The 24853-nt window shown below is 62.1% G+C and carries 25 protein-coding genes; 16 read left to right on the top strand and 9 right to left on the bottom strand.

What is annotated here, in order from left to right; translation table 11 throughout:
- Nucleotides 1-101: 101 nt before the first annotated feature.
- The 8 genes from QMG25_RS02660 to QMG25_RS02625 all read right to left on the bottom strand — a co-directional run bounded on the left by QMG25_RS02660 (nt 102) and on the right by QMG25_RS02625 (nt 8842).
- Nucleotides 102-1130: an ABC transporter substrate-binding protein gene (locus QMG25_RS02660; protein WP_283457050.1), complete on the bottom strand. Its 1029-nt coding sequence runs from the start codon at nt 1128-1130 to the stop codon at nt 102-104.
- Nucleotides 1131-1194: 64 nt separating this feature from the next.
- Nucleotides 1195-2217 (bottom strand): ABC transporter permease, encoded by a 1023-nt coding sequence (locus QMG25_RS02655; RefSeq protein ID WP_283457048.1) that lies wholly within the window; start codon nt 2215-2217, stop codon nt 1195-1197.
- On the bottom strand, nt 2217-3782 hold the full coding sequence (locus tag QMG25_RS02650) for a sugar ABC transporter ATP-binding protein (protein ID WP_283457046.1): 1566 nt from the start codon (nt 3780-3782) through the stop codon (nt 2217-2219). The genes QMG25_RS02655 and QMG25_RS02650 overlap by 1 nt, the downstream gene beginning before the upstream one ends.
- Before the next feature lie 217 nt (nt 3783-3999).
- Nucleotides 4000-4902, bottom strand: a complete 903-nt coding sequence (locus tag QMG25_RS02645; protein WP_283457044.1) for an amidohydrolase family protein — start codon at nt 4900-4902, stop codon at nt 4000-4002.
- Entirely contained in the window at nt 4895-5863 is a 969-nt protein-coding gene (locus QMG25_RS02640) for an aldo/keto reductase (protein WP_283457042.1), read from the bottom strand. Before QMG25_RS02640 ends, QMG25_RS02645 begins: the two co-directional genes overlap by 8 nt.
- Nucleotides 5860-6174, bottom strand: coding sequence for an L-rhamnose mutarotase (locus QMG25_RS02635; protein WP_283457040.1), 315 nt, complete (start codon nt 6172-6174; stop codon nt 5860-5862). Before QMG25_RS02635 ends, QMG25_RS02640 begins: the two co-directional genes overlap by 4 nt.
- A complete protein-coding gene (locus tag QMG25_RS02630) occupies nt 6171-7478 on the bottom strand; it encodes an alpha-L-fucosidase (RefSeq protein WP_283457038.1) in 1308 nt (435 codons plus the stop codon). The genes QMG25_RS02635 and QMG25_RS02630 overlap by 4 nt, the downstream gene beginning before the upstream one ends.
- A gap of 5 nt (nt 7479-7483) precedes the next feature.
- Nucleotides 7484-8842, bottom strand: coding sequence for an L-fuconate dehydratase (locus tag QMG25_RS02625; protein ID WP_283457036.1), 1359 nt, complete (start codon nt 8840-8842; stop codon nt 7484-7486).
- Nucleotides 8843-9047: 205 nt separating this feature from the next.
- On the opposite strand from QMG25_RS02625, the gene QMG25_RS02620 reads away from it, so the two are divergent.
- Nucleotides 9048-9926: a fumarylacetoacetate hydrolase family protein gene (locus QMG25_RS02620; RefSeq protein ID WP_283457034.1), complete on the top strand. Its 879-nt coding sequence runs from the start codon at nt 9048-9050 to the stop codon at nt 9924-9926.
- Nucleotides 9927-10685, top strand: a complete 759-nt coding sequence (locus QMG25_RS02615) for an SDR family NAD(P)-dependent oxidoreductase (protein ID WP_283457032.1) — start codon at nt 9927-9929, stop codon at nt 10683-10685.
- Nucleotides 10686-10825: 140 nt separating this feature from the next.
- Here QMG25_RS02615 and QMG25_RS02610 read toward each other — a convergent pair whose 3' ends face one another.
- Nucleotides 10826-11860, bottom strand: a complete 1035-nt coding sequence (locus QMG25_RS02610; RefSeq protein WP_283457029.1) for an adenosine deaminase — start codon at nt 11858-11860, stop codon at nt 10826-10828.
- Nucleotides 11861-12044: 184 nt separating this feature from the next.
- On the opposite strand from QMG25_RS02610, the gene QMG25_RS02605 reads away from it, so the two are divergent.
- From QMG25_RS02605 to QMG25_RS02540, 14 genes are all read left to right on the top strand, one after another.
- The gene (locus tag QMG25_RS02605) at nt 12045-12374 is read left to right on the top strand and encodes an ArsR/SmtB family transcription factor (RefSeq protein ID WP_283457026.1); all 330 of its coding nucleotides are present in this window, start codon (nt 12045-12047) and stop codon (nt 12372-12374) included.
- Entirely contained in the window at nt 12374-13144 is a 771-nt protein-coding gene (locus tag QMG25_RS02600) for a cation efflux transmembrane domain-containing protein (protein ID WP_283457024.1), read from the top strand. Before QMG25_RS02605 ends, QMG25_RS02600 begins: the two co-directional genes overlap by 1 nt.
- A 232-nt stretch (nt 13145-13376) precedes the next feature.
- Nucleotides 13377-14486, top strand: a complete 1110-nt coding sequence (locus QMG25_RS02595; protein ID WP_283457022.1) for a DUF475 domain-containing protein — start codon at nt 13377-13379, stop codon at nt 14484-14486.
- A gap of 49 nt (nt 14487-14535) precedes the next feature.
- Nucleotides 14536-15129, top strand: coding sequence for a TerD family protein (locus QMG25_RS02590; RefSeq protein ID WP_283457020.1), 594 nt, complete (start codon nt 14536-14538; stop codon nt 15127-15129).
- Nucleotides 15130-15199: 70 nt separating this feature from the next.
- On the top strand, nt 15200-15781 hold the full coding sequence (locus QMG25_RS02585) for a TerD family protein (RefSeq protein ID WP_283457019.1): 582 nt from the start codon (nt 15200-15202) through the stop codon (nt 15779-15781).
- A 75-nt stretch (nt 15782-15856) separates the two neighbouring features.
- Nucleotides 15857-16438, top strand: a complete 582-nt coding sequence (locus QMG25_RS02580) for a TerD family protein (protein ID WP_283457017.1) — start codon at nt 15857-15859, stop codon at nt 16436-16438.
- Between the two features lie 152 nt (nt 16439-16590).
- Nucleotides 16591-17784 (top strand): toxic anion resistance protein, encoded by a 1194-nt coding sequence (locus QMG25_RS02575; RefSeq protein ID WP_283457015.1) that lies wholly within the window; start codon nt 16591-16593, stop codon nt 17782-17784.
- A gap of 126 nt (nt 17785-17910) precedes the next feature.
- On the top strand, nt 17911-18390 hold the full coding sequence (locus tag QMG25_RS02570; protein ID WP_283457014.1) for a hypothetical protein: 480 nt from the start codon (nt 17911-17913) through the stop codon (nt 18388-18390).
- Complete coding sequence (locus QMG25_RS02565) at nt 18378-18929, top strand: TerD family protein (RefSeq protein WP_283457012.1); 552 nt, start codon at nt 18378-18380, stop codon at nt 18927-18929. The genes QMG25_RS02570 and QMG25_RS02565 overlap by 13 nt, the downstream gene beginning before the upstream one ends.
- 9 nt (nt 18930-18938) lie before the next feature.
- On the top strand, nt 18939-19904 hold the full coding sequence (locus QMG25_RS02560) for a hypothetical protein (RefSeq protein WP_283457009.1): 966 nt from the start codon (nt 18939-18941) through the stop codon (nt 19902-19904).
- Nucleotides 19905-19958: 54 nt separating this feature from the next.
- Complete coding sequence (locus QMG25_RS02555) at nt 19959-21152, top strand: HpcH/HpaI aldolase/citrate lyase family protein (RefSeq protein ID WP_283457008.1); 1194 nt, start codon at nt 19959-19961, stop codon at nt 21150-21152.
- Nucleotides 21149-22729, top strand: coding sequence for a phosphoribosyltransferase domain-containing protein (locus tag QMG25_RS02550; RefSeq protein WP_283457006.1), 1581 nt, complete (start codon nt 21149-21151; stop codon nt 22727-22729). Before QMG25_RS02555 ends, QMG25_RS02550 begins: the two co-directional genes overlap by 4 nt.
- Nucleotides 22726-23895 (top strand): cysteine protease StiP family protein, encoded by a 1170-nt coding sequence (locus QMG25_RS02545; RefSeq protein WP_283457004.1) that lies wholly within the window; start codon nt 22726-22728, stop codon nt 23893-23895. The genes QMG25_RS02550 and QMG25_RS02545 overlap by 4 nt, the downstream gene beginning before the upstream one ends.
- Entirely contained in the window at nt 23892-24698 is an 807-nt protein-coding gene (locus QMG25_RS02540; RefSeq protein WP_283457002.1) for an HAD family hydrolase, read from the top strand. The genes QMG25_RS02545 and QMG25_RS02540 overlap by 4 nt, the downstream gene beginning before the upstream one ends.
- Nucleotides 24699-24853 lie beyond the last annotated feature (155 nt).

Genomic DNA, 24853 nt, shown 5'->3' with positions numbered 1-24853 from the left:
CAGACGCGATCTCAGCGACCACTAAAAGAGCTGGGCAGCTTCTCCGCCCGGCCTGCCTGTGGCTGGCACGCAGCAACAGGGGTGCTGTCCGTCGTCGTGCTTCACAAACGATCGCTGGAACTCGCCCGGCCCGGCAAACTGAAGATTAAACAAAACCGGTCCGCAGCGATGTCGGGATCGGCGATGTTGTCCTTGTCGTACCAGTAGAAGCCGGTGTCGATGACCTTCTCCACCTTTTCGCCCTTGATGGCGGCAACGGCGGCCTTGATGGTCTCGTAGCCGATGCCAACGGGGTTCTGGGTGACGGCGCCAGCCATGAGGCCGTCCTTGATGGCGTCCATCTGCGCCTTGCCGGAGTCAAAGCCGACAATGACCAGCTTGCCGGTCTTGCTCATCTCCTTGACAGCATTGACAACACCGATGGCTGCGCCTTCGTTGGTGCCATACATGCCGGCCATGTTCGGGTTGGCCGTCATCATGGCCTTGGCGGCGTCGGTGGACTTGGCCTGGTCGCCGTCGGCGTACTGGATGTCGACGATCTTGATGTCCGGAGCGTTTTCCTTCATGTAGTCGACGAAACCGTCGCGACGGTCGGTGCCTGAGGTGGCCGTCTGGGAGTGGCCAATGATGCCGACCTCTCCCTTATTTCCCAGCAGCTCCGCCATGTGCTTTGCAGCCTCGGCGGCAGCGGCCTTGTTGTCCGTGGAGGCTGTGGCCAGCGGGACGTCCGAATCGACGCCGGAGTCAAAGGCAATGACGGGGATGTTCTTGGCCTTGGCATCCTGCAGCACGCCTTCAGCGGCCTTGGAGTCCAATGCGGCAAGTGCCAGCGCCTGGGGGTTCTTGGCCATGGCGTTGTTCAGCTGGTCCATCTGCTGCTGAACGTTGGTTTCCTTGTCGGGGCCTTCGAAGGAGATTTCCACGTCGAATTCCTTGGCTGCCTTCTCCGCGCCCTGCTTGACTGACTGCCAGAACTGGTGCTGGAAGCCCTTGGAGACGACGGCGATGTATGTCTTGCCGCTGTCGCCGGCGCCATCAGCGGCAGGCGCATCCGTCTCAGTGTCACAGGCTGCAAGGCCCAGGGACAGTGCCGCTACCGACGCCAGGGCGAGAAATTTTCTTCTTTGCATGGGTCTAACTCCTTTGTATAAACGCGTTGACAAATCTGTTGCGGGAATCGCAGTTTTGGGGTATCTATTGGGTTGTTTTCTTGCGTCGCACCATGTCCAGGTAAACGGCGAGGATGATGACCACGCCGACGGCAACCTGTTGCCATTCCTGCGGGATCGACATGATGGACAGGCCATTGGTCAGCACTGACATGATCAGCGCGCCAATGACGGTGCCGATAATTGAGCCTTTGCCTCCGGCCAGTGATGTTCCACCAATAACGACGGCGGCAATCGCCTGAAGTTCCAGGCCCATCCCACCTGCGGGCTGGGCCGAGTTGAGACGGGCAGCGGCGATAACGCCGGCCAACCCGGTGAACGCGCCGGCAAACGTGTAGATCATCACTGTCCACTTGGTCACGTTGACACCGGAGAGGGCAGTTGCCTGCATGTTGCTCCCGATGGAGTACGTGTAGCGGCCAAGGACGGTCTTGGACAGCACCACACCTGCCACGATGGCTGCAGCGAACAGGATGAACACGGCGTTGGGTATTACCAGTCCCGGGATCGACTTGCCGAGAGCAAAGATCGACTGGAAGCCTTCAACTTCGTTGGTGTAGATGGGCTTCGTGCCGGAGATGACAAGGGCCAGACCGGCGGCAACCATCATCATGGCCAGCGTGGCAATGAATGAGGGAATCTTCAACACCGCAACGAAGAAGCCGTTGGTGCAACCAATCAGCGCCCCAAACAGCACGCCGCCGATCACACCCAAAATCATGGGCAGACCCAGCTGGGTCATGAAGTATGCCGTCATCACCGAACACAGGGTCATGCCCGTTCCGATGGACAAGTCGATGCCGCCGGTGATAATGACGAACGTGGTGCCCAACGCCAGCAGGCCCGTGACGACCGTGGAAAGAAGGATATTCGAGAGGTTTGCGGCCTGGAGGAAGTTCGAACTGGCCACGGAGAAGAACAGCACCAACGCCAACAAACTGGCGAATGCCAGCAGCTGCTGGAAGCTGGCCCGGATCCGGGTGTTGAGCTCCGATTTTTTATTGCTGGCAATCCTGGCGGATTGCGCATCTTCCTTGGTCAGAGTCATCAGTTTGCCGTGCTTTCTTGCTTCGGGGCGCGCTGCGCGCTGGAGGGTGGAAGGGGGGCCAAGACGGCGCTCTCAATATTCCGGGTAGCCAATTCCATGATGTTTTCCTGGTTGGCTTCAACATTGGACAGGAAGCCGGTGAGCCTGCCCTCGCTCATTACGGCAATTCTGTGTGAGAGTCTCAGCACTTCGGGCAACTCGGAGGAAATCATGATGATTGATTTGCCCTGTGCCACCAAGTCATTGAGCAGCGCGTAGATCTCTTCCTTGGCACCGACGTCGATCCCTCGGGTGGGCTCGTCAAAAATCAGAATGTCGCAGTCCTTGACGAGCCATTTGGCAATGACGATTTTCTGCTGATTTCCTCCGGAGAGGTTCTTGGCAATCTGTGTACTGGACGGGGTTTTGATGCGGAGCATGTCGATGTAGGTGGTGGCCGTCGACTTCATTGCCTTGTCATTGATCACGCCCATGCGGGAGAACATTTTCAAGGAGCTCAGTGCGATGTTGTCCTTGACGTCGCGCTCCAGCAGCAGCCCGAGGTGTTTTCGGTCCTCGGACAGGTAGCCCAGGCCCATGGCGGCTGCCACTGCCGGGTTGCTGATGGTCACGGGCTTGCCATTGAGCTCAATCGAACCGGCCGAGATGCGGTCGGCGCCCACAATCGCGCGGGCAATCTCGGTGCGGCCTGCCCCCATGAGCCCAGCAAAACCAAGAATCTCACCCTTGTGCAGGTCGAAGTTGATGTCCCGCAGGAAGTCCCTGGTGGCCAGTCCTGTTACCTTCAGGACCACCTCGTCCGACGGGACATGGGTTTCCGGACGCTGGTTGCCGGAAATTTCGCGACCCACCATCAAGTTGATGACCTCGCGCATCGTGGTGGCTGCCGTGTCCACGGTATCGATGTATTCGCCGTCACGGATCACGGAGATACGGTTGGAGATGGCCTTGAGCTCATCCATGCGGTGCGAGATGTAAATGACACCGGTTTCTTCATTGGTGAAGTTGCGGATCAATTCATGCAAGGTTGCCACTTCAGCGTCGTTCAGCGCAGCGGTGGGCTCGTCCATGATCAGGATGCGCGACTTGTAGGAAAGCGCCTTCGCTATCTCCACCATCTGTTGTTTCGCCACCGTCAGATCGCCGACACGGGCCTTGGGATCAAGATCAATGTTGATCTTCTCGAACAGCAGCCGCGCCTTGCGGTTCAATGCGTGCTCACTCAAGAACATGCCGCCGATTCGAGGTTCACGGCCAATGTAAATATTCTGCGCGACCGTCAGGTCCTGCATCAGGTTGAATTCCTGGTGGATGATGCTGATACCCAGTTCTTGGGCGTGCTTGGTGCCGTTGATGACAACTTGTTCGCCGTCAATTTCGAAAGTGCCCGAATCAGGCACATAGATGCCGGAAAGCAGCTTCATGAGCGTGGACTTACCGGCGCCGTTCTCGCCGACGAGCGCCAAAACCTCGTTGTGGCCAAGATCCAGTTGCATCTCAGAGAGCGCCTTGACCCCGGGAAAGCTCTTGTTCACCCCGGATATCCGAAGAAGTTTCTTACTCATGCTGCCCTTCCAAGCCTTGTGCTGCAGGTCTGACGTCAGACCTATTATGGAGCCATTCGTCACCGACTGGAAACCGAACTCCGCCACCGAATCGCGAAATTAGACTCAATTCCTTAGATCTAAAGGCGTGCGGGAGAATGCGACTCCCATCATGCTATGTTACCTGCGACACAAAAGCACTCCCTCAACACCAACACATCGGATGTTTACGAAAATGTTATCGCTGGTAGATGCGCTGCGCAGTTCCAGCCCAGATTGCTTGTGCGTCCGTGGTCCCGAGTGAGTCGATCAATGTTGCCAGGGTGTCCACAGTGGCTGGATAGGTGGCGCCGAGCAGGCTCACCGGCCAATCGCCGCCGAACATCAGCCGCTCCGGGCCGAATGCCTGCAGGGCAATGTCCCAGACCTGGTTCAATGCGTTCGCGGAAAATTCTGCTCCGCCAGTATTCAGCCCGGATACTTTTGCCACCGTGTTGGGCAGTGCCGCAACGGCAGCCAACTGCTGCTGCCATAGTTTCATCGACTCCGCAGTTCCACCTCGCGGCGGCTTGCCCAGGTGGTCAATGACCACTGTGAGTTCCGGCAGTGCACGAGCCAGGTCGGCAACCTGCCCCAAATGGCGCGGAAAGGCATCGGGAACGTCAAGGGGAAGTCCGGCCTGCGCGACCAGTCCCAGCGACTTCCGGACGGATTCAAGTTCCAAAATGTCGGCACGCGGATTGTCGTGAATCAAGGTGCGCACGCCACAAAATGCGGGGCTGTCACCCCACTGTTCCAACAAAGCCGCCGTCGCAGCCGGATCTTCCAGCGGCAGCCAGCCGATTACGCCAACAATCCAGTCGTGTGCGGCAGCCGTGCACAGCATCGTTTGGGTGTCGGCGGCCGTGTCATCGGCCTGCACCAGGATCGCCTGGTCAACTCCGGCCGCGGACAAGGTTCCCCGCGCTTGCTCGGCCGTGAACGTGTTGTACAGAACTCCGTGGGCCTGGGTCAGCCAAGAGTAGCGGCCAGGCGCGAGCTTCCAGAGGTGCAGATGTGAATCGATGCGCGCTGGAGCCGCTGCCGAGAGACCGGCGACGGCGCGAGTGCCCTGTCCGGCGTCGTCGGTGATCCTAGACATGAAGGAGGCCCTCCTTCAGGAGCCCGCGTTCCACCATCGCGTGCCACAATGCGCTCGGAATGACGGCAGCCATGCGTTCGGCCGTCTGCGCGATCTGTTTTGCGTTGGAGGCGCCTACCACCACGGTGCAAACGGCAGGGTGGCTCACGGCGAACTGCAAAGCCGCTGCGGGGAGTTCCACTCCAAATTCATTGCAGCAAGCGGCGAGCACCTTGGCGCGGGCAAGTATCTCAGTTGGGGCCGGCTCATAGTTGTAGTGCGCGTTGTCCGGCACCACGGGGCGGGCCAACAGGCCCGAGTTGTAGACACCGCAGTTGGCCACCTGCACGTCCCGTTCCAGGCACAGCGGCAGCAGGTCTTCGGCTGCCGGCTGCTCCAGCAGCGAGTAGCGTCCCGCCAACATGATCACGTCGATGTCGGCACCCAGCACACATTCGGCCAACGCGTCCGCTGAGTTCGAGCCCACGCCAATGGCCTTGACCAAGCCCTCTTCGCGGAGTTCCTGAAGGGCGGGGAGTGCCTGCTTGATGCCTGCCTCGAGGTCGTAGACGTCGGGGTCGTGTAGGTAGGCAATGTCGATCCGGTCCAGCCCGGTGCGCTCCAAGGAGTCCTCGATGCTGCGGCGGATGCCTGCCTCGGAGGGATCCCAGCGCCGAACGGTGTCGGCAGGCACGTCAAAGCCCTGCGCGTCCCGCGTACCCTCGGAGTTCTCCACGGGCTCCAGGATCCTGCCAACCTTGGTTGAAATCACAAATTCATCGCGCGGCCTGGTGGTAAGGAACTTGCCTAGGCGGCGCTCCGACAAGCCCAGCCCGTAGTGCGGTGCGGTGTCAAAGTAGCGCAGGCCCGCGTTCCATGCGGCGCCCAGGGTGGCGGCAGCCACGTCGTCGTCCATGGCTCGGTACAGGTTGCCGATGCCAGCGGCGCCGAAGCCCAGCCGGCCCAGTTCGGGAAGTCTCATGGCAGCTCCCACACCTTCGCCAAGCCCATGTCGTCGCCGGAATAGTCGTCTTCAACTTCCAGCAGTTCGGCCATGACGGCCTGCCACTCGATGTTGACCGGGTTCAGCGCCAATTCCTTGCGCATGCCCTGGTAGTCGGCGACCTCCACGACGTGAAAGAGCTCCTGACCGCTGCGCCAGATGTTCCAACCGGTAACGCCGGCGGCGCGCAAGGCAGCGTCGAGCTCGTCGCTGATCCGTGCGTGGACGGCGTCGTACTCCGCCTCCTTGCCTGCCTTCAGGCGTGTGTGCAAAGCGATTTTCTGGCTCATGCAAGCTCACTTTCAGTGTTCAGGAACAGTTCAATGACGGGAACGGCCACATTGGGGCGCTGGACGGGAAGCTTCAGCGTCAAGGTGCCTTCGGGTTGTCCGCCGGGCATGGTGTTCTGGGCTTGCAGGGACGGATCCCGTTTTTCCATCACCACCTCGGAGGCGTCGTTGAGCAACTGGGCATAGCTGACCTTGTCGGCCAGCCCGGGCAGGTACACCACAGGGAACGGCCAAGCGAACAGGTGCAGGTAAAGACGGTTCCCTCGCTGTGTGTAGCGGCAGTCCGGCGGCGGCACGAGATTGGCGCTCCCTGCCCCGCGGATCGACCGGGCATGGGTTCGCATCCACTCCCCCATGCCGGCCAGTGCCGCAGCCGCGCGGGGACCGATCTCGCCGCGCGCGGTGGGCCCCACGTTCAGCAGCAGGTTCCCGCCCTTTGCCACGCCGTCGATGAGCATGCGCACCAAAACGTCCACGGACTTGTAATCAAGGTTGTCGCGGTCGTAGCCCCAACTCCCGTTGAGCGTCTGGCAGGCCTCCCATGGCACTTCCTTGCCGCCATTCATCATGGCACCGGAGGGCTGGTACTGCTCAGGAGTGACAAAGTCGCCGGGCATGTCCAAGCGGTCGTTGACAATGATGCCCGGCTGCAAGTCGTGAATCATGTCAAGGAGTTTCCCGGAGTCCCAGTCGTCCCGGCCCTTGCCCGGGTACCGGTCCGCAATGGAGCCAACACGATAAGAGAAATCGAAGAACAGGTAGTCGATCTTGCCGTAATTGGTCAGCAGTTCCCGAACTTGCCCGTGCAGGTATTCACGGTAGACGTTCATGTCGCGCTCGGCATTGAGCGCTTCCACATGGGGGGCGTCCCTCAGCGGGTGGATGTCGTCGATGGTGAAGTCCGGGTGATGCCAGTCAATGAGGGAGTGGTAGAAACCGACCTTAAGCCCGGCTTCGCGAAGCGCCTCCACATAAGGAACAAGCAGGTCCCTGTCCGCAGCCGTGTTGGTGGCCTTGAAGTTCGTCAACGCCGAATCCCAAAGACAGAAGCCTTCGTGGTGCTTGGTGGTCAGCACCATGTATTCCATCCCGGCTGCCTTAGCCTGCCTGGCCCATTCGCGCGGGTCGTACAGGTCTGGGTCAAAACGCTCAAAGTAGGCGTTGTAGTCCTCCACGCTGGTGCGCTCGTAACTCATGACCCATTCATGCCTGGCCGGCAGTGCATAGAGTCCCCAATGCACGAACATTCCGAGCCTCGCCTCAGTGAACCACGGAGCATGGTCGATGCGGACCTGGGATGACATTCGGCTTACACCATTTCCGTTGCAAGGTTGAGACTGGTTGTTGGATCGGCAGCGCAGGCGGCCGCGTCGGCGAGCCAGAACCCGCCGCCCGGGAAAGTGAATTCAGCTACGGACGCTCCATGCATCTCACTGCCGCCACCGGGGGCCAGCGGGGGCCAGTAGCAGCCGTCGTGCACGTCGATCGGAGTGACGAAGTGCTCGTGGAGGTGGTCCACGAACTCGATCATCCTGTCTTCCTTCTGGCCCGAGACTGCCACAAAGTCGAACATGGACAGGTGCTGGACCGCCTCGCACAGGCCCACGCCGCCGGCGTGGGGGCAGACGCGGACCCCGAATTTGGCGGCCAACAGCAAGATGGCCACGTTCTCGTTGACTCCGGCCACGCGGGCCGCGTCGATCTGCAGCACCTGCAAGGCATTGGCCTGGAGCATCTGCTTGAAGACCACACGGTTCTGTACGTGTTCGCCGGTGGCCACGGGGATGGGTGCGACTCCGCGGGCAATGGCTGCGTGTCCCAAGATGTCATCCGGGCTTGTGGGTTCCTCGATCCATGCGATGTCGAACGGGGCCAGGTGCTTCATCCACTCGATGGCCTCGTCCACGTCCCAGCGCTGGTTGGCGTCGACGGCCACCAGAATATCCGGTCCGACGGCGGCCCGTGCCGCGCGGAGGCGGCGCACGTCGTCCTCGAGGTCGGCTCCGACCTTGAGCTTGATCTGCTTGAATCCGGCGGCAACGGCTTCGTGGGCCAAACGGGTCAGTTTCTCATCCGAGTACCCCAACCAACCGGGGGTAGTGGTGTAGCCCGGGTAGCCTTCAGCCAGCAGCGTGGCGATGCGTTCTTCACGTCCGGCTTCCGCACTTTGCAGGATCTCCAGTGCATCCTCGCGGGTCATTGCGTCCGTGAGATAGCGGAAGTCCACGAGGTCAACCAGTTCTTCCGGGCTCATCCGGGCCAGCAGCTGCCACAGCGGCAGGCCCGCGCGCTTTGACTTGAGGTCCCAGAGCGCGTTGACCACTGCCCCGATGGCCATGTGCATGACACCCTTTTCAGGCCCCAGCCAGCGCAGCTGGGAATCGTGCGTCAGCTCCTTCCACGTGCCTCCCATGTCGTCGAGGAGATCCTCGGCATTGCGGCCCAGCAGGTAAGGGGTTAGCGCCTTGATGGCTGCTGTTTCAACGTCATTGCCGCGGCCAATCGTGAACACGAACCCGTGTCCCTCGTGGCCGTCGCCGCTGTCCGTGACAATCCGCAGGTAAGCGGCCGAATAGTCGGGATCCGGGTTCATGGCGTCGGAGCCATCCAGATCACGCGACGTTGGAAAACGGACGTCGCTGGTCTCAACGGCAATGATTGTGCTCACGGGCTGCCCCTTGTAGAAGAATTTGAAAGGTTGAAGAGTTACACTAAGTCAAACATCGGATGTTTCACATGTCAACATGGAAGATAATGCTGAAATTACCGCATAATGTGAGTAAAGTTACCTAAAAGCTCAGATGTTAAGGTCCTGCAGTGGACTGCCGAGAACAAGAACCGCGTTGTCTGCGGTTGTAGAGGACAAGAATCCCATGAAGATTGCACGCCTTGGCGAGCTTGGCCGGGAAATTCCCGTGGTCATTGCCGCCGACTCATCCGGAACCGAGCAAAGCTATGACGCACGTCCTGTCACCGACAGCGTCAATGGGACGTTTCTGGCCGCCGGAGGACTGGAAACCCTGCGCAAAGCCCTTGCAGACGGTACCCTGCCGGTGCTTGAAAACGCCGAAGAACTGCGCATTGGCTCCCCCATTGCCCGCCCCAACAACGTGGTGTGCATCGGCATGAACTACGCCGCCCACGCAGCAGAGTCCGGCGCTCTTCCACCCACCATTCCGGTGGTTTTCCTCAAGCCGAGCAACACCGTTGCGGGTCCCTTCGATGCGTCCCCGATCCCGCCTGAAGCGGCAAAGTACGATTGGGAGGTGGAACTCGGCGTAGTCATTGGCCGCGAAGTCAGCTACCTCTCCAACCTTGCAGAAGCAGCCGGTGCTGTTGCCGGTTACGTGGTGGCCAACGACCTTTCCGAGCGCGAATACCAGCTCCCCGGTGCCGCCGGCCAGTGGACCAAGGGCAAATCACTGCCCAAGTCCACCCCGCTGGGCCCCTGGTTCGTCCCGGCCGGCGAGATTGACCCCAACAACCTGCAGTTGAAGAGCTGGGTCAACGGAGAACCGCGCCAGGATTCAAGCACGGCCGACTTGATTTTCGACATCCCCACGATCATCCACCACCTGAGCCAGTACATGGTCCTGGAACCGGGAGACGTGATCCTCACCGGCACCCCCGAAGGCGTCGCCCTGTCCGGGCGCTTCCCCTACCTCCAGGACGGCGACGTCGTCGAAATGGAAATTGGCGGCCTCGGCCGCCAGCGCCAAGAATACTTCCGCACCACCATCCAGGAGGCATAAATGAGCCAGGAACTTTCAACTCTCGCAGCAGTCGTCACCGGCGGAGCATCAGGAATCGGCGCCGCCATCGCCGCCAAGCTGCAGGCCATGGGCGCGGAAGTTTCCGTCCTTGACTTGAATCCCAACGACCTCCCCGAAGGTCAGCTGGGCTTCGCCTGCGACGTATCCGACGACGCTTCAGTCAAGGCGGCCATCGACGGCACAGTGGCAGCCTTTGGCCGTATTGACATTGTTGTGAACAATGCAGGAATCGGCGCCCAAGGCTCCATTGAGGACAACGACGACGCCGAATGGGCCCGGGTCTGGGACATCAACGTCGTCGGCATGGTGCGTGTTGCCCGTGCAGCAATGCCCCACCTGCGCAAATCCCCCTCGGCCGCAATCGTGAACACCTCTTCCATCGCCGCCACCGCCGGCCTGCCCCAACGTGCCCTGTACTCTGCCACCAAAGGCGCCGTCCTGTCCTTGACCCAGGCCATGGCCGCCGACCACCTGCGTGAAGGCGTGCGCGTCAACGCCGTCAATCCCGGCACAGCCGACACCCCATGGATCGGCCGCCTGCTCAACTCGGCCGACGACCCCGCCGCCGAGCGCGAAGCACTCAACGCCCGCCAACCGCACGGCCGACTCGTCACCGCCGAGGAAGTGGCAGGTGCTGTGGCCTACCTCGCCAGCCCACTGTCCGGTTCCACCACAGGAACCTCCATCGCGGTCGACGGCGGAATGCAAGCACTGCGCCTGCGGCCAGCAGGGCAGTAGGACAGTAAGGCAACCCGGCAGCCGAGAACAGGGTCTCGTGACGCCGAATCGTCGAGACAGGGGCCAGCTGGCGAGAAGGCGTAAACGAAACGCCGTTCTCGCCGGCTGGCCCCGTTCTCGGCGCAAAACCGGCATCGAAATTAGCCCTGCGCGGTCCGCCAAGCTTGAATTTCCGCCAATAGCTCCGCTTTCCGCGGTTCCGAGGCAAACGATGAACGCACGGAGTTTCCTGCCAGCTTTTCCACCGTGTCGGCATCCCATTCGAATTCAGCCACAAGCGCGGCAAAGTTGGCATGGACGTAGCCGCCAAAATATGCCGGATCGTCGGAGTTCACGCACACGTTCAGACCGGCCGAAATCATCTGCGGCAGGGGGTGCGCAGCGAGGGTGTCAACGGCGCGTAGCCGCACGTTGGACAGCGGGCAGACCGTCAGCGGCACCTGCTCGGCCACGAGCCGCTTGACAATAATCCTGTCTTCAACGGCCCGAATGCCGTGGTCGATGCGCTCAACGCCGAGCAGGTTCAGGGCATCTTCCACATAGCTGGGCGGCCCTTCCTCGCCGGCGTGGGCCACCAGGCGCAGCCCGGCGTCCTTCGCGCGTCGGTACAGCCGGATGAATTTCGACGGCGGATTCCCCACCTCGGCCGAATCCAACCCAATACCGATGATGGGTGCCTCCATGGCCAGCAGCTGCTCGAGAACTTCCAGCGCCGACTCCTCCGTTTGGTCGCGCAGGAACGCAGCAATCAAGACCGTCGTGATGCCAAAGTCGGCCTCGCTGGAAGCCAAAGCGGCCGCAATGCCGTTGACCGCCGTCTCAAGTTCCACGCCGCGGGCCACATGGGCTTGCGGGTCAAACATGATCTCGGCATGGCGCACCCCCGACTCCCGCGCACGTTCCAGATAGGCCCGGGTCATGTCGGCAAAGTCGGCCTCGGTGACAAGCACCGCCATGTTGGCGTAGTACAGGTCCAAAAATGACTGCAGGTCGATGAACTCATACTGCTCCCGCAGCGATTCCAGGGTGGGAAATGGCAGGGTGATGCCATTGCGGGCGGCAAGTTCCAGAATCAGCTCCGGCTCAAGCGTGCCTTCAATGTGCAGGTGCAACTCGGCCGTGGGCAGCGTGGCCAAGGCGGCGGGATCAATGGGCATTTCAGGTGCTGTGGTCATGGAGCCAGTCTACTTTCGGAGCGCTCCGGTGCTGGGAGCCGGGGGCGAGTCGGGTGCTGCACCGAACACAGACCCAGCAGGCAGTCCAAGAACGGCCAGCCCAAGCACTTGGTTAATTTCGTCACTGTTCAAGGTAAATCTATTCAGAATTTCTTGAATACAGAAATTTGTGTACCATGGGCGAATGGAAACTGTAGCGCACTCGGCTGTCCTTGGCAGATTCGGACATGCACTCTCGGACCCCAAGCGGGCGCGGATCCTCTTGACCCTGCGCGACGGTCCGGGCTATCCCTCCGAGCTGGCCGACGTCCTGGGCATCAGCAGACAAAGCCTCTCCAACAACTTGGCCTGCCTGCGCGGTTGCGGCCTGGTGGTGGCAGTCCCGGAAGGGAGGCGGACCCGCTATGAGTTGGCGGACCCCAAAATCAGTCACGCCTTGGCAGATCTGTTGGACGTCATCCTCGCCGTGGACCCGGAATACTGCGCAGCCGCCGTGACGGAAGAGTGCTGCTGATGGCAGCTACGAGCCTGCTTGGCCCCGCCGTCACAGTTGACCGCCGCCGAATTTTAAACCGCAGGATCCGGCTCTTTGTCGGCGCCACCATTACTTACAACGTCATCGAAGCCGTCATTGCCCTCGGGGCAGGAATGGGCGCATCGTCCAGCGCGCTCATCGGCTTCGGCCTGGACTCCATCATGGAGGTGTCCTCCGCTGCTGCGCTGGCTTGGCAATTCAGCGCCCGTGATCCCGAGAAGCGTGAGAAGAAGGCCCTGCGCATCATCGCATTCTCCTTCTTCGCACTGGCGGCATTCGTCGCCACCGATGCGCTCAGTTCTTTGCTCACGGGCCGCCAGGCAGAGCACTCCAGAGTGGGCATCATCCTCGCTGCCGTCAGCTTGGCGATCATGCCCGTGCTCTCCTGGGCGCAGCGCCGGGCCGGACGGGAACTCGGCTCACGTTCCGCTGTCGCGGATTCTAAGCAAACCCTTCTGTGCACCTACCTGTCAGCCGTACTTTTGGTGGGTCTGCTGCTCAACAGCCTCCTGGGATGGTCATGGGCCGATCCCATCGCCGCACTCGTGATCGCCGGTCTGGCAATAAAGGAAGGACGCGACGCCTGGCGCGGCGAGACCTGCTGCACGCCGCTGCAGCAAAGCGACGATGAGGTCGAGGACGCTGCGGATGACTGCTGCGCGGCGGATACCGCAGCCCAGGTGTCGAGCGTCCAAGCCAGTGAATGCGCCTGCTGCCAGCCGGGGGCAGAACCGGAGCAGCGCGGCTAACCGCCGTGGGCGCGCAGCCCGAACCTCGCCGGGGCATCATGACCCCCACCACACTGCAGGCCAAATGGGAACCCTTCACGCGGTCCAACCGTTAGGAATATATGGCGTGTTTGGGGACAATTGACTTTGAAGGATCCACGCGTGTGCCGTCGGACCGCGTGAAGCCCCCACTTACAACAACCGCAAACCCTGCCGATACAACCCAGGGAACGTTCGAGGAGCTTGTCAGCGCGTGATCTTAAAGACTTTTGGCTGGTCCTTCGGGATATCCGCAGTGGCGCTCGTAGTCGCTTACTTCTACGGTGGCATCCAAGCCCTGATCCTCTGTGCCATCTTGGGTGTGCTTGAGGTCAGCCTCAGTTTCGACAACGCAGTGGTCAACGCACGCATCTTGGAAAAGATGAATGCGTTCTGGCAGAAAATCTTCCTAACCGTGGGCATCTTGATTGCCGTTGTTGGCATGCGCGTCGCCTTCCCCTTGTTGATTGTCGGTGTCACAGCCGACCTCAACCCGGTCGAAGCCGTCCAGCTGGCCCTGGAAAAGGGCGACATCGGCACCCCCGGGAGCTACGCCTACCTGCTCCATGACGCTCACCCGCAAATTGCCGCGTTCGGTGGCGTCTTCCTGCTCATGCTGTTCCTTGACTTCATGTTTGAAGAGCGCGAACTGCACTGGCTCAGCTTTTTGGAAAAACCGCTGGCTTTCATTGGCCGCCTGCACGGGGCCTCCATGGCGATTTCCCTCCTGATCTTGCTCGCAGCAGCCGCCATGGTCCGTCCCGGCAAGGAAATCGATGTCCTGATTGCCGGCATTCTCGGCATGATCACCTACATGCTCGTCAATGGGCTGGGCGAGATGTTCAATGTCGACGACGACGAGGACGAACACGAGTCGGCCGAGGCGGCGAAAATCGCCAAGAAGAACAACAAGGGCGTGGGCAAGGCGGTCGGCAAGGCCGCGTTCATGCTGTTCATCTACCTCGAGGTCATTGACGCGTCCTTCTCGTTCGACGGCGTCATCGGAGCCTTCGCCATCACCTCCGACCCCATCATCATCGCCCTGGGCCTGGGCCTGATCGGCGCACTGTTCGTCCGCTCACTCACGGTGTTCCTGGTCCGCGAAGGCACCCTGGACGACTACGAATACTTGGACCACGGCGCACACTGGGCCATTGGCGCCCTGGCCGTTATTCTGCTGCTGACCATCAGCCTCGAAGTCAATGAGGTGATCACGGGGCTGATCGGGGTGTTCTTCATCGGAGCCGCCTTCCTGTCCTCGATCGTTCGCAACAAACGATTGGCAGCTGCGGAACAGCCTAAAGTGGATGAACTTTCAACATAGAAACAACCCACCAAAATTTTTGCCATCCAATTCAAAGGAGAACAACAACATGGGACTTAGTTTGCAAAAGGGCGAAGCCCTTTCACTGAAGAAGAACGACGGCGCCGCCCTCACCCGGGTGCGCATGGGCTTGGGTTGGGACACGGCAGCCCCCGTCAAGCGCGGCCTGTTCGGCGGCATGAAAAAGCCAGCCGACGTCGATCTGGATGCGTCGGCCATTTTCTTTGATGGCGCCGGCAAGGCCGTTGACACGGTGTTCTTCAACCAGCTCCAAAGCAAGGACGGTTCCACGCAGCACACCGGTGACAACCTCACCGGAGAGGGCGAAGGCGACGACGAGACCATCTTGGTTGACCTGTCGACCGTTTCCCCCGCTGTTGCACAAATCGTGTTCGTCATCAGCAGCTACAGCCGCCAAACCTTCGACACCATTGAAAACGCCTTCTGCCGCCTGGTTGACGACTCAACGGCAGGCTCGCCTGAAGTGGCACGTTTCCAGCTGACCGATGCCGGGACGCACACTGCAATGATCATGTCGAAGGTCTCCCGCGAAGGAACCGGTTGGAAGTTTACTGCCATCGGCGACCGCGCCAACGGCCGCACTGTGATGGACTTGATCCAGCCGGCGGCCAACGCACTGTAGGGTCGCCACAAGTATTCATTCGTTTTAGCGCATTTAACGACGGTTCGAGAATTAAAGGAGTTCATTCTTCATGGCATCTTTGACACTTTCCAAGGGCAGCAACCTTTCCCTGACCAAGGCTGACCCAGGCCTGCAAATGGCCATGATCGGCTTGGGCTGGGATCCGCGCACCACCAGTGGCGACGAGTTCGACCTTGACGCTTCCGCCATCCTTGTCACCAGCAGCGGCAAGGTCCGCAACAATGACGACTTCATCTTTTACAACCAGCTGGAGTCCAAGGACGGTTCCGTAGTCCACCAGGGCGACAACCGCACAGGTGAAGGCGAAGGCGACGACGAGCAGATACTGGTCAACCTCGCAGCCATCGCCGCCGACATCGACCGTGTTGTCATTGTGGTCTCGATCGACCAGGCCGAAGCCCGACACCAAAACTTTGGCCAAGTCCGGGACGCATTTTGCCGAGTGGTCAACCAGCAAAACGACCAGGAGATTGTCCGCTACGACCTCTCCGAAGATGCCGCATCGGAGACAACGATGGTCTTCGCCGAGATTTACCGCAATGGCGCCGAGTGGAAGTTCCGCGCCGTTGGCCAGGGCTACGCAAGCGGACTGCACGGGATCGCCACCGACTTCGGCATCGTCCTGGGCTAGCATCCCGCTGCCGGTGCGCGGCGCAAGGCGCGCACCGGCACTTATTGACCATTCACAAGGTAAGGACAAAATTTCATGGCTGGACTGACACTTGCAAAAGGCAACAATCTTTCCTTGACCAAAACCGACCCCGGCCTGCAACAGGCACTGGTTGGTTTGGGTTGGGATCCTCGCACCACCACTGGCGAAGCGTTTGACCTGGACGCTTCGGCACTCCTTGTCGGCGCCACCGGCAAGGTGCGAACGGGCGAGGACTTCATTTTTTACAACCAGCCAGCAGCCAAGGACGGTTCTGTCACGCACCTTGGCGACAACCGTTCCGGCGAGGGCGAAGGCGACGACGAGCAAATCCTGATCGACCTGACAAAGGTCGCCGCCGACGTCGAACGCGTGGTCATTGTGGTCTCCATCGACCAAGCTGATGAGCGCGGGCAGAACTTTGGCCAGGTTCGCGGAGCCTACTGCCGCGTGGTCAACCAAAGCAACGATGCCGAAGTGGTGCGCTTTGACCTGAGCGAGGACGCTGCCCCGGAAACTTCCATGCTGTTTGCAGAAATCTACCGCAACGGCGCAGAGTGGAAGTTCAAGGCGGTGGGCCAGGGCTACGCCGCGGGCTTGGCCGGCATTGCCACCGACTTTGGCGTACCGCTGGGCTAGTCCCCACCTCCTCCCCAAATCCAGCCGCTGGCGCGTCTGGAATTGGGGCCCCTCGGAGGTGTGGGCCCATATGTGGGCCCAACAAACTCGTCCCTGGTGCGTGGGCCCAACCACTCCTTCCCTGTCCTGCTATTCGAAAATAGGATCTCCCAATGACTTCACCTTTGACTCCTCCCACAGAAGCCGAAACCGCCCTTGTGCTGAAGGCTCCCGACTCCCCGGAAATTGTTGCAGCGGACGAAGCCCCCGGCATGGTTCCAGTGCCGGCGGAGCGCCAGAGCGAGATCAACGTTCAGGCGAAGGAATTCATTGCCGAGATCGCCACGTTTGACGCCCGCAGCCCCGAGTTCACCACGAAAGTTGATGGGATTTCCAAGCTGGCCGGGACGGAAATGACGTCCTCCTCGAACGCCTCCAGCCGTATGTTGGAGCGCTCCACCACCTCCGTGTCAGGGGCCAAGAAGAGTGGCAATGGCGCCCAGGCCCAGGTTGCCGGCACCCTGAACGATCTGCGCAGCACCGTTGAGGACCTCACTCCCAACAACGCCGACCTGAGTGTGGGGCGCAAGATTCTCGGCTTTATCCCCGGCGGCAACAAAATGGCCAAGTACTTCCAGAAGTACGAGTCGGCGCAGGTTCAGCTCGACGCGATCATCAAGTCGCTCATGGCCGGCCAGGACGAACTCCTCAAGGACAATGCCTCCCTCGCGGGGGAAAAGGTCAAGATGTGGGAAACCATGCAGAGCCTGAGCGAATACGCCGTGTTTGCCAAGGCCCTGGATGCCGCCTGCGTTGAGAAGATCGACGCCACGCGTGCAACGGGTGCAACTGAGCAGGCCCAGAAGCTCGAAGCAGATGTTCTCTTCCCCATCCGCCAGCGCCACCAGGACATCCTGACCCAGCTGGCCGTCTCGGTGCAGGGCTACCTGGCCATGGATTTGATCCGCAAGAACAACGTTGAGCTGATCAAGGGAGTCGACCGGGCGCGCACCACCACCATTTCGGCCCTGCGCACGGCTGTCATCGTGGCCCAGGCCCTGGCCAACCAGAAGATGGTGTTGGACCAGATCGACGCCATCAACACCACCACGAACAACATGATCTTGAAGACGTCCGAGATGCTCAAGGACCAGACTGTGCGCATCCACGAGCAGGCCGCCAGTTCCGGGGTCAGTGTGGAAACTTTGCAAAAAGCGTTCGACAACGTCTTCGAGACGATGGATGCCATCGACACGTTCCGGGCCTCCGCCGCCCAGAACATGGAAGGCACCGTGCACGCCCTCGAGGACGGACTGGCCAAGGCCAAGCCCTACCTGGAGCGTTCACGCCAGTCCGATCGCGAGTAGTCTGAGCAGTACTGACGACGCGAGAGACGACGAGGCAAGGGTAGGGCAATGATTGGCCGTTTCATGGGGGGCAGGTTTGGCGGGGCTTCGGCGCCTCAAGCGCCTGCACCCCCTAGTGCAGATCCGGTGGCGGAGGAGATTGCCGAGATGGGTGCCGCCGTGGACAGTTTGCGTGCTTCCGTGCGCAGGTCCGGAAGCAAGCTCCCTCCCCTGCTGATGTCCCAGCTGCGACATTTGGGCGACCTCATGCGCGACACCGTCGCCGACATCAGCATCCGGGGCTGTTCCACGGAGCAAAGGGTGCTTCTCAACGCCATGATCTGCAGCTATGTGCCCACACCGTTGCAGGCGTATTTGGGACTGCCCCCGGCGCACCACCACGAAGAGTCCGCTGCCACGTTGATGTTCGCCGAACAGCTGGCAACCCTGGAACAAACCCTTGCGGATCTGCTGAACCAGATTCGCATTGGCGCCGTGGAGGAACTCTCCACGCACGGGCGTTTCCTGGCGGACAAGTTCTCCGCCCAGGACGCCGCCTTGCAACTTCAACAACCCGTTTCTGAAAGGGACCCATTGCGTTTGGAGGGCCAACAATGGCAGCACTAGTGGCAGGGGCCAATGCTGCCCTGACTGCAGAAAATCCCGGTCTGGACAACGTGGTGGTTGGCATGGGCTGGGACGCCATCCCCAGCCACGGCCCGCAGGCTGAGCTGGTCCCGTTTGTGGTGATGTGCGACGGCGACGACAAGGCTGTTTCCAACGATCACCTTGTGTTTTTCAACCAACTTGTCAGCGCCGACTCCTCCGTCACCTTCGTTGGCGACGCCGATCAGGAACAGATCGACGTTGCGCTGAAGCTGGTCCCCGAGGACGTTGCAAAGATCATTTTCTTTGCCTATGTGGATCCCGAACTCCGCGGCAACGGCACCTTCGCCGCCGTGCGAAGCGCCCACATCCGCGTGGCAACGGCTGAAGACCGGGAACTGGTGCGTTTCAACCTGTCCGTGGAAAAGCTGGAGTCCGTCACCGCCATGATTTTCGGTGAACTGTACAGGCATCGGTCTGACTGGAAATTCCGCGCCCTGGGGCAGGGCTACAGCACGGGCTTGGCCGGCGTGGCCAAGGACTACGGAATCAGGCTGTAGCGCCCCGACATGAATGTTCCCTCAACTCCACGCACCGACCTGGTTTTTTTGCGTCGCCGGCTCAAGCCCGGCCGCGCCCAACCGGCATCCTCGGCAGCGGCCGCCCCGCAACAGAGCGTGCCGCAAGAGCGCCCACAGCAGGAACGCGTCCCGCAACAATCAGCCCAGTCGGCACAGTCCTTGACTCTTCGACCGGCGGCAACCGCGCCATCCAGCCCAGCCTCAACCAGACCTGCGTCCGCACGCCAAGCCCCGCCGGTTGACCAGGCCGGTGCCCCGCGGTCGCCCGGACTGGTGCTGGGTCGCAGCGCCACGGCGTCGTCCTCCAGATCCACGCCCACCGCACCATCCAGGTCCACTGCGTCGTCAGGAGCATCCGCCAGGGCGTTTTCAACGGGCGCACGGGCCCAGACGCTCGCTGCCCGACGGGAGAAGGCCACGTTGGAGGACCGCGAGGTCCAGTTGTTGTTCCCGGCGCCCGGCATTGAAGACGTGTACGAACTGAATTTCGTTGACAGGGTGCTGCGATTGTCGGCGGTTCAGTCTGCCGTTGGCACCTTGGTGGTCAGCGGAAGCACGGCCATCGCTTGGGAGAATGTGCGCGGGGTGACAGGCGGACAAACAGTTGACGGACACAAGGCCGGCACCCCCGTCACGACCGCAGGAAACCGGGACTTGGTGGGTTACCACGGCCGGGAGGCGCTGGTGTCCTTGCGCCATGTGCGTGAAATGCGCCGCGCCATATTCATCAACCGCAGCAGCGCCCCCATGGGGGTCCAGCTGTTCTCCGGCGACACGGTGGCGCTGCCGCCCGCCGCCGACGGAACGCAGATGGTGCTGTTGGTGCACAGGATTGGCAACGTGCTGGAGCTGCGGGCAGAGCCCGTGCCGCGCGACTGGCCGGACGTGAAGATCTGGCAGGAATTTGATTTTTCCATGACGCACAAGGCACCCGCCACCGCCTACGGTCGCTAGCTCATTTTGCCGGCGGGCCATGATTCGCCTTCCAACCACCGCACGAAAGGGCCAATGCGACATTTTCGTTCCCTAACCGACCCTGCAGCCGCGCAGCTTTTCCACCGCCTGCCGGTGGAGCTGACTGCCCGGAGCGCCCCGGAACTGCTGGCGGTTGCCCTCGGCGGCACCCTCTACACCCCCGCGAACCGTCCTGACCTTGTCAAGGATGTGCTGCGCCAGCGCGATCTTGGCTGTGTCTCCATGGTGCTCTGCCTCGAGGATTCCATTGCGGACGCAGATGTCCCGCAGGCCGAAGAAAACGTGATTGCGGCGCTGACCTCGCTCTCGGGGCAGCAACACGACCTGCCCCTGCTGTTTGTCCGGGTCCGCACCCCCGAGCAGCTGCTCCGACTGGCCAGGCGTGCCGGTCCCGCCACCGCCCTGCTGAGCGGATTTGTGCTGCCAAAATTCGACAATGAACAAGGCACGGGTGCGGACTTCCTGGCCGCGCTGCACGTGGTGCAGCAGGAGTTGGGGCTTGACGGTGCCCCTGCGGCGGACGGCACTCCCTCACACCGGCTGCGCGTCATGCCGATTCTAGAGTCCTCGCCCATCATCCACGTGGAAACCCGGGCGGCGGCGCTGACAAACATCTACTCCCTGCTCGCAGCCAACCGGGACGACATCTTGTCGGTGCGGCTCGGCGCCACGGACATGTCCAGCGCCTTCGGCCTGCGCCGCTCCCGCGACCTGACCATCTACGACGTCAATGTGGTGGCGGGGGTCATCGGCGACATTGTCAACGTGCTGGGCCGGCCCGACGGCGGCTTTGTCATCTCCGGTCCTGTCTGGGAACACTTCTCCAACACCGAGCGCGTCTTGCGCCCGCAATTGCGTGCCACACCCTTCGTGGGGGCGCACGAGCAGGAACTGCGCCGGCGCATCATGACGGACAACCTCGACACCCTTATCCGTGAGATTGAGTTGGACCTGGCCAACGGCTTGCTGGGCAAGACCGTCATCCACCCCAGCCATGTTGCCTTGGTCCATGCCATGAGCGTTGTCAGTCATGAGGAATACCTCGACGCCGTGGCCATTGCCGGGAACACGGCCGGCGGCGCCGCAGCATCCCCCTACGGGAACAAAATGAATGAAATGAAACCGCACCAGTCGTGGGCCCAACGCACCCTGCTGCGGGCCGACGCCTTTGGTGTTTCCGCCGCCAACGTCACCTTTGTGGACCACCTCGAAGCGAGCATGCGATGAGCACTTCCGAACCATTGCGGACTGCCCGGGGCACGGGCTGGACTGGCGGCACGGGCTGGACTGGCGGCTTCGTGGCCGGGCAGCTTGACGTGCACATCCACTCCGACCCGGACAGCGCCGTCGCCGTCCAGGACTTGGTGGGCTTGGCCCTGCGCCGCAACCCGAAGCGCGCCCATCTGCTGGTCTCGAACGTGCTCGCCAAGCACGTGCCCACCGAACCCGCCTTGGTCATCGCCGCCGGCACCTTGTTGGGGGCCTTTGTTGCCCGCGAGCTGTCGTCGTCGCCCAACGGCACGGAACCAGCATCCTGTCCAGGGTCAATGCACGACGCCGGAACCTCCCTTCCGCTGGAAGCAGCCACCGCGGCACTGACCACGGCGCTGCGCTCCGACGGCCAGGATCGTGTCCGGGCACTGGCCTTCCTGGGCGACGCGGTGGCGGGGCTGGGCACCCGGGTGCCCAACGCCGTCGTGCTTGGCTACGCCGAGACCGCCACGGGCCTGGGGCGCTTGGTGGCCAATGCCTTGGGTGCCTATTACATTCACTCCACCCGTCACGCCACCCCCGGCATCCGTGCGGTGGCGGGCTTTGAGGAAGGGCATTCGCATGCCACCTCGCACGCCATGGTGCCCACCGACCCGCACTGGCTCGACGGCGACGGTCCGGTGGTTTTGGTCGACGACGAGTTCAGCACCGGGTCGACCGTCATCAACACCATCCGTGAACTGCATGCCCTTGTTCGGCACCCGGTGTATGTGGTGGCCGCCCTGATCGACCTGCGCAGTGCCGCCGACCGTGCCCGCTTTGACGCCCTGGCCGCCGAGCTGGGCTGCCGGATTGCCGTGACGGCGCTGGGGACCGGGGAAATCAGCTTGGGAGATGGCATTTTGGACCGCGCCGCGGCGCTGATTAAGGCCCTGCCGCACCCCCCTCCTGCTACCGTCGATGCTGGTGTTGGTGCTGCCGCTTCCGGCGCCCCGTTCCCACCCGCCGCCTCCGGCCGGCTGGCCATGCTTGAACTGACGGAGGCAGACATGGTTCCGGTGCGCAGCGACCGCTTCGGCAACGCGGCGCCTCCGGCGGAAGCCGACATTGCCGCCGTCGCCGGGCACGTGGCAACTCTGCTGGCAGCCCAAGAGTGCCAAGGCCCGTTCGTGGTGCTGGGCTGCGAGGAAAACATGTTCCTGCCCTTGGCCGCAGCCAACGTGCTGGCCGGGCTGCTGCCGGATGCCCAAGTGCGTTTTTCCACCACGACCCGCTCGCCCATCGTCCCCGTCGATAGGGACGACTACGCCATTTCCGGGGCGCTGGCCTTTGCCAGCCACGATGCGACCCTTGACGGGCCGGGCGCGCGTTTTGCCTACAACCTCAGCGGAACGCACGGGCGTCCGGGCACCATTGTGCTCTTCCCGGAACCCGGAACCGGCCGCCGCGATGTCCTTGCACGCGCACCCGGCGCCGAGCTTGAACCACTGGCCGTGGCGATGGCAACGGCCGCCGACGACGTCGTCGTGGTGCTGCTTCCGGCCGATCTCCCGCCCGCCACCTCCAGCAATCCAGCAAAGGACGCACCATGAGCCAGTTCCCGCTTCCCCAGCCCCTGACGGGCCCGGATTTCGGTTCCTATGCACCCGGCGAGGTCCGCTGGCTCTTGAAGGACTTGAGCCATGTCGCGTTGGAGGCCCCCACCGCCGAGCGCGAACGCGCCATCCAGTCGGGATCCGCGAACTACGCTGAATCGCTGCCGGTGGAGTACTCGCCCAGCAAGGAATACCAGGCCCTGTACACGCAGGCGGTCGAGCGGTCTGCGCTGCGGATCGCCACGGCGGTGGGCGTGGTGACCGAACTGGCCCTGGAAGCCCGCGGGAACCAGCCCGTGCTGGTGTCCCTGGCGCGTGCCGGCACGCCCATTGGTATTTTGATGCGCCGTTGGGCCTGGCACGTCCACGGCCTGGAACTGCCCCATTTCACCATGAGCATCGTTCGCGGGGTGGGCCTGGACCAGACGGCCCTGCGCTACCTTGGTACCAACTTTGATCCAGCGCGGATACTTTTCGTTGACGGCTGGACGGGCAAGGGCGCCATCTCCGGCGAGCTCAGCAGCGCGTTGGACAAGTTTGCCGCCAGCGACGGTGTGCGCTTCCAGGACGATCTTGCCGTGTTGGCCGACCCCGGCCACTGCGTGTCCATGTTCGGCACCCGCGAGGACTACCTGATCCCCTCGGCCTGCCTGAATTCCACGGTGTCCGGTCTTGTCTCCCGCACGGTCTTCAACACCGACCACATTGCTCCGCATGACTTTCATGGTGCCAAGTTCTACGCGGAGCTGGCCTCCAACGACGTCTCCAACGACTTCCTGGATGCGATTTCCGCCCACTTTGGCAGCATCCTGCAGGCCGTTGAAGAGCAGGTGGCTGCCCATCGCGCGGCCGCTCCGGAACCCACGTGGACGGGGTGGAAGGCCGTTGAGCGGATCAGCGCCGAGTACGGCATCAACAATGTGAATTTGGTCAAGCCCGGCGTGGGCGAAACGACCAGGGTGCTGCTGCGCCGCGTGCCGTGGCGCGTCCTCGTGAACCCGGATGCCCGGGCCGAGGTGGCGCATGTGCTGCTGCTGGCCGAACAGCGCAGGGTCCCCGTGGAGGAAGTTGTGGGCCTGCCGTACAGCTGTGTCGGTCTCATCCATCCGCAATTCGACAAGAGCGCCGTGGGTGCCGACGGCAAGGCAGTGCACAACGCATGAGCCCCACCCTCGTTGCCTGCGACCTCGACCGCACGCTCATCTATTCCAAGAACGCCCTCTGGCTCACGGGTGCGGACAAGGATGCCCCGGCCCTGGTCGTCGCCGAAGTTTATGAGGGCGCTCCCCTCTCGTTCATGACCCGCGACGCCCAGGAGCATCTGCTGGCTGTCAAGGACGCGGCGACGTTTGTGCCCGTCACCACCCGAACTCAGGCCCAGTACCAGCGTGTGCAATTGTCCGGTCCCGTGCCCGAGTACGCCATCACCTCCAACGGAGGGGTCCTTTTGCACCGCGGTGTGCCGGACACGGCGTGGAATGAGAAGCTCTCGGCACGGATGGCCGCTGCCTGTGCGCCCTTGGAACACATCGAAGCGCACCTTGGGAACCCGGACTTTTCCCCGTGGATCCTGCGCCTGCGACGGGCGGAGGACTTGTTTGTCTACGCCATCGTGGACAGGGAAGCCATGCCCGGCTCCTTCCTGGCCGAGCTGGGACAGCTGTGCGCGGAAGCCGGCTGGAGCGTTTCGGTGCAAGGCAGGAAGCTCTATTGCGTCCCGCTGCCGATCAACAAGTCCGGGGCCCTTGCGGAAGTTGCCCGCCGCACCGGGGCGGACACCGTCATTGCCGCCGGCGACTCCCTCCTGGACCAGGACATGCTCGAAGGCGCCACCCTCGCCTTCCGCCCCCTGCACGGGGAACTGCACGACGCCGGATACCTGGCTTCCCATCTTCGCCTCACCTCGGTGCGCGGGGTCATGGCGGGCGAAGAAATCCTGCGCCGCATCCTGGCCGAGATCCGCTGAGAGGACCGCACCCGGGTTGAGCCCCGGCACACAGCTGTCTTGATGCATCGGGTACTCAACTTATGCGCCGGATTCGCTGTCGGATGATAGAAGGATTGGTCAGCGCAGGGGCCCTCTCCCGCCGTCACCGCTTGTCAGTGGCTGGCGATAGGCTG

It is taken from the genome of Arthrobacter sp. H35-D1 (assembly GCF_030063185.1).
Taxonomy (GTDB): Bacteria; Actinomycetota; Actinomycetes; order Actinomycetales; family Micrococcaceae; genus Specibacter.
Note: the sequence above shows the minus strand (reverse complement) of the source record. Positions and strands in the feature narration are given on the sequence as shown.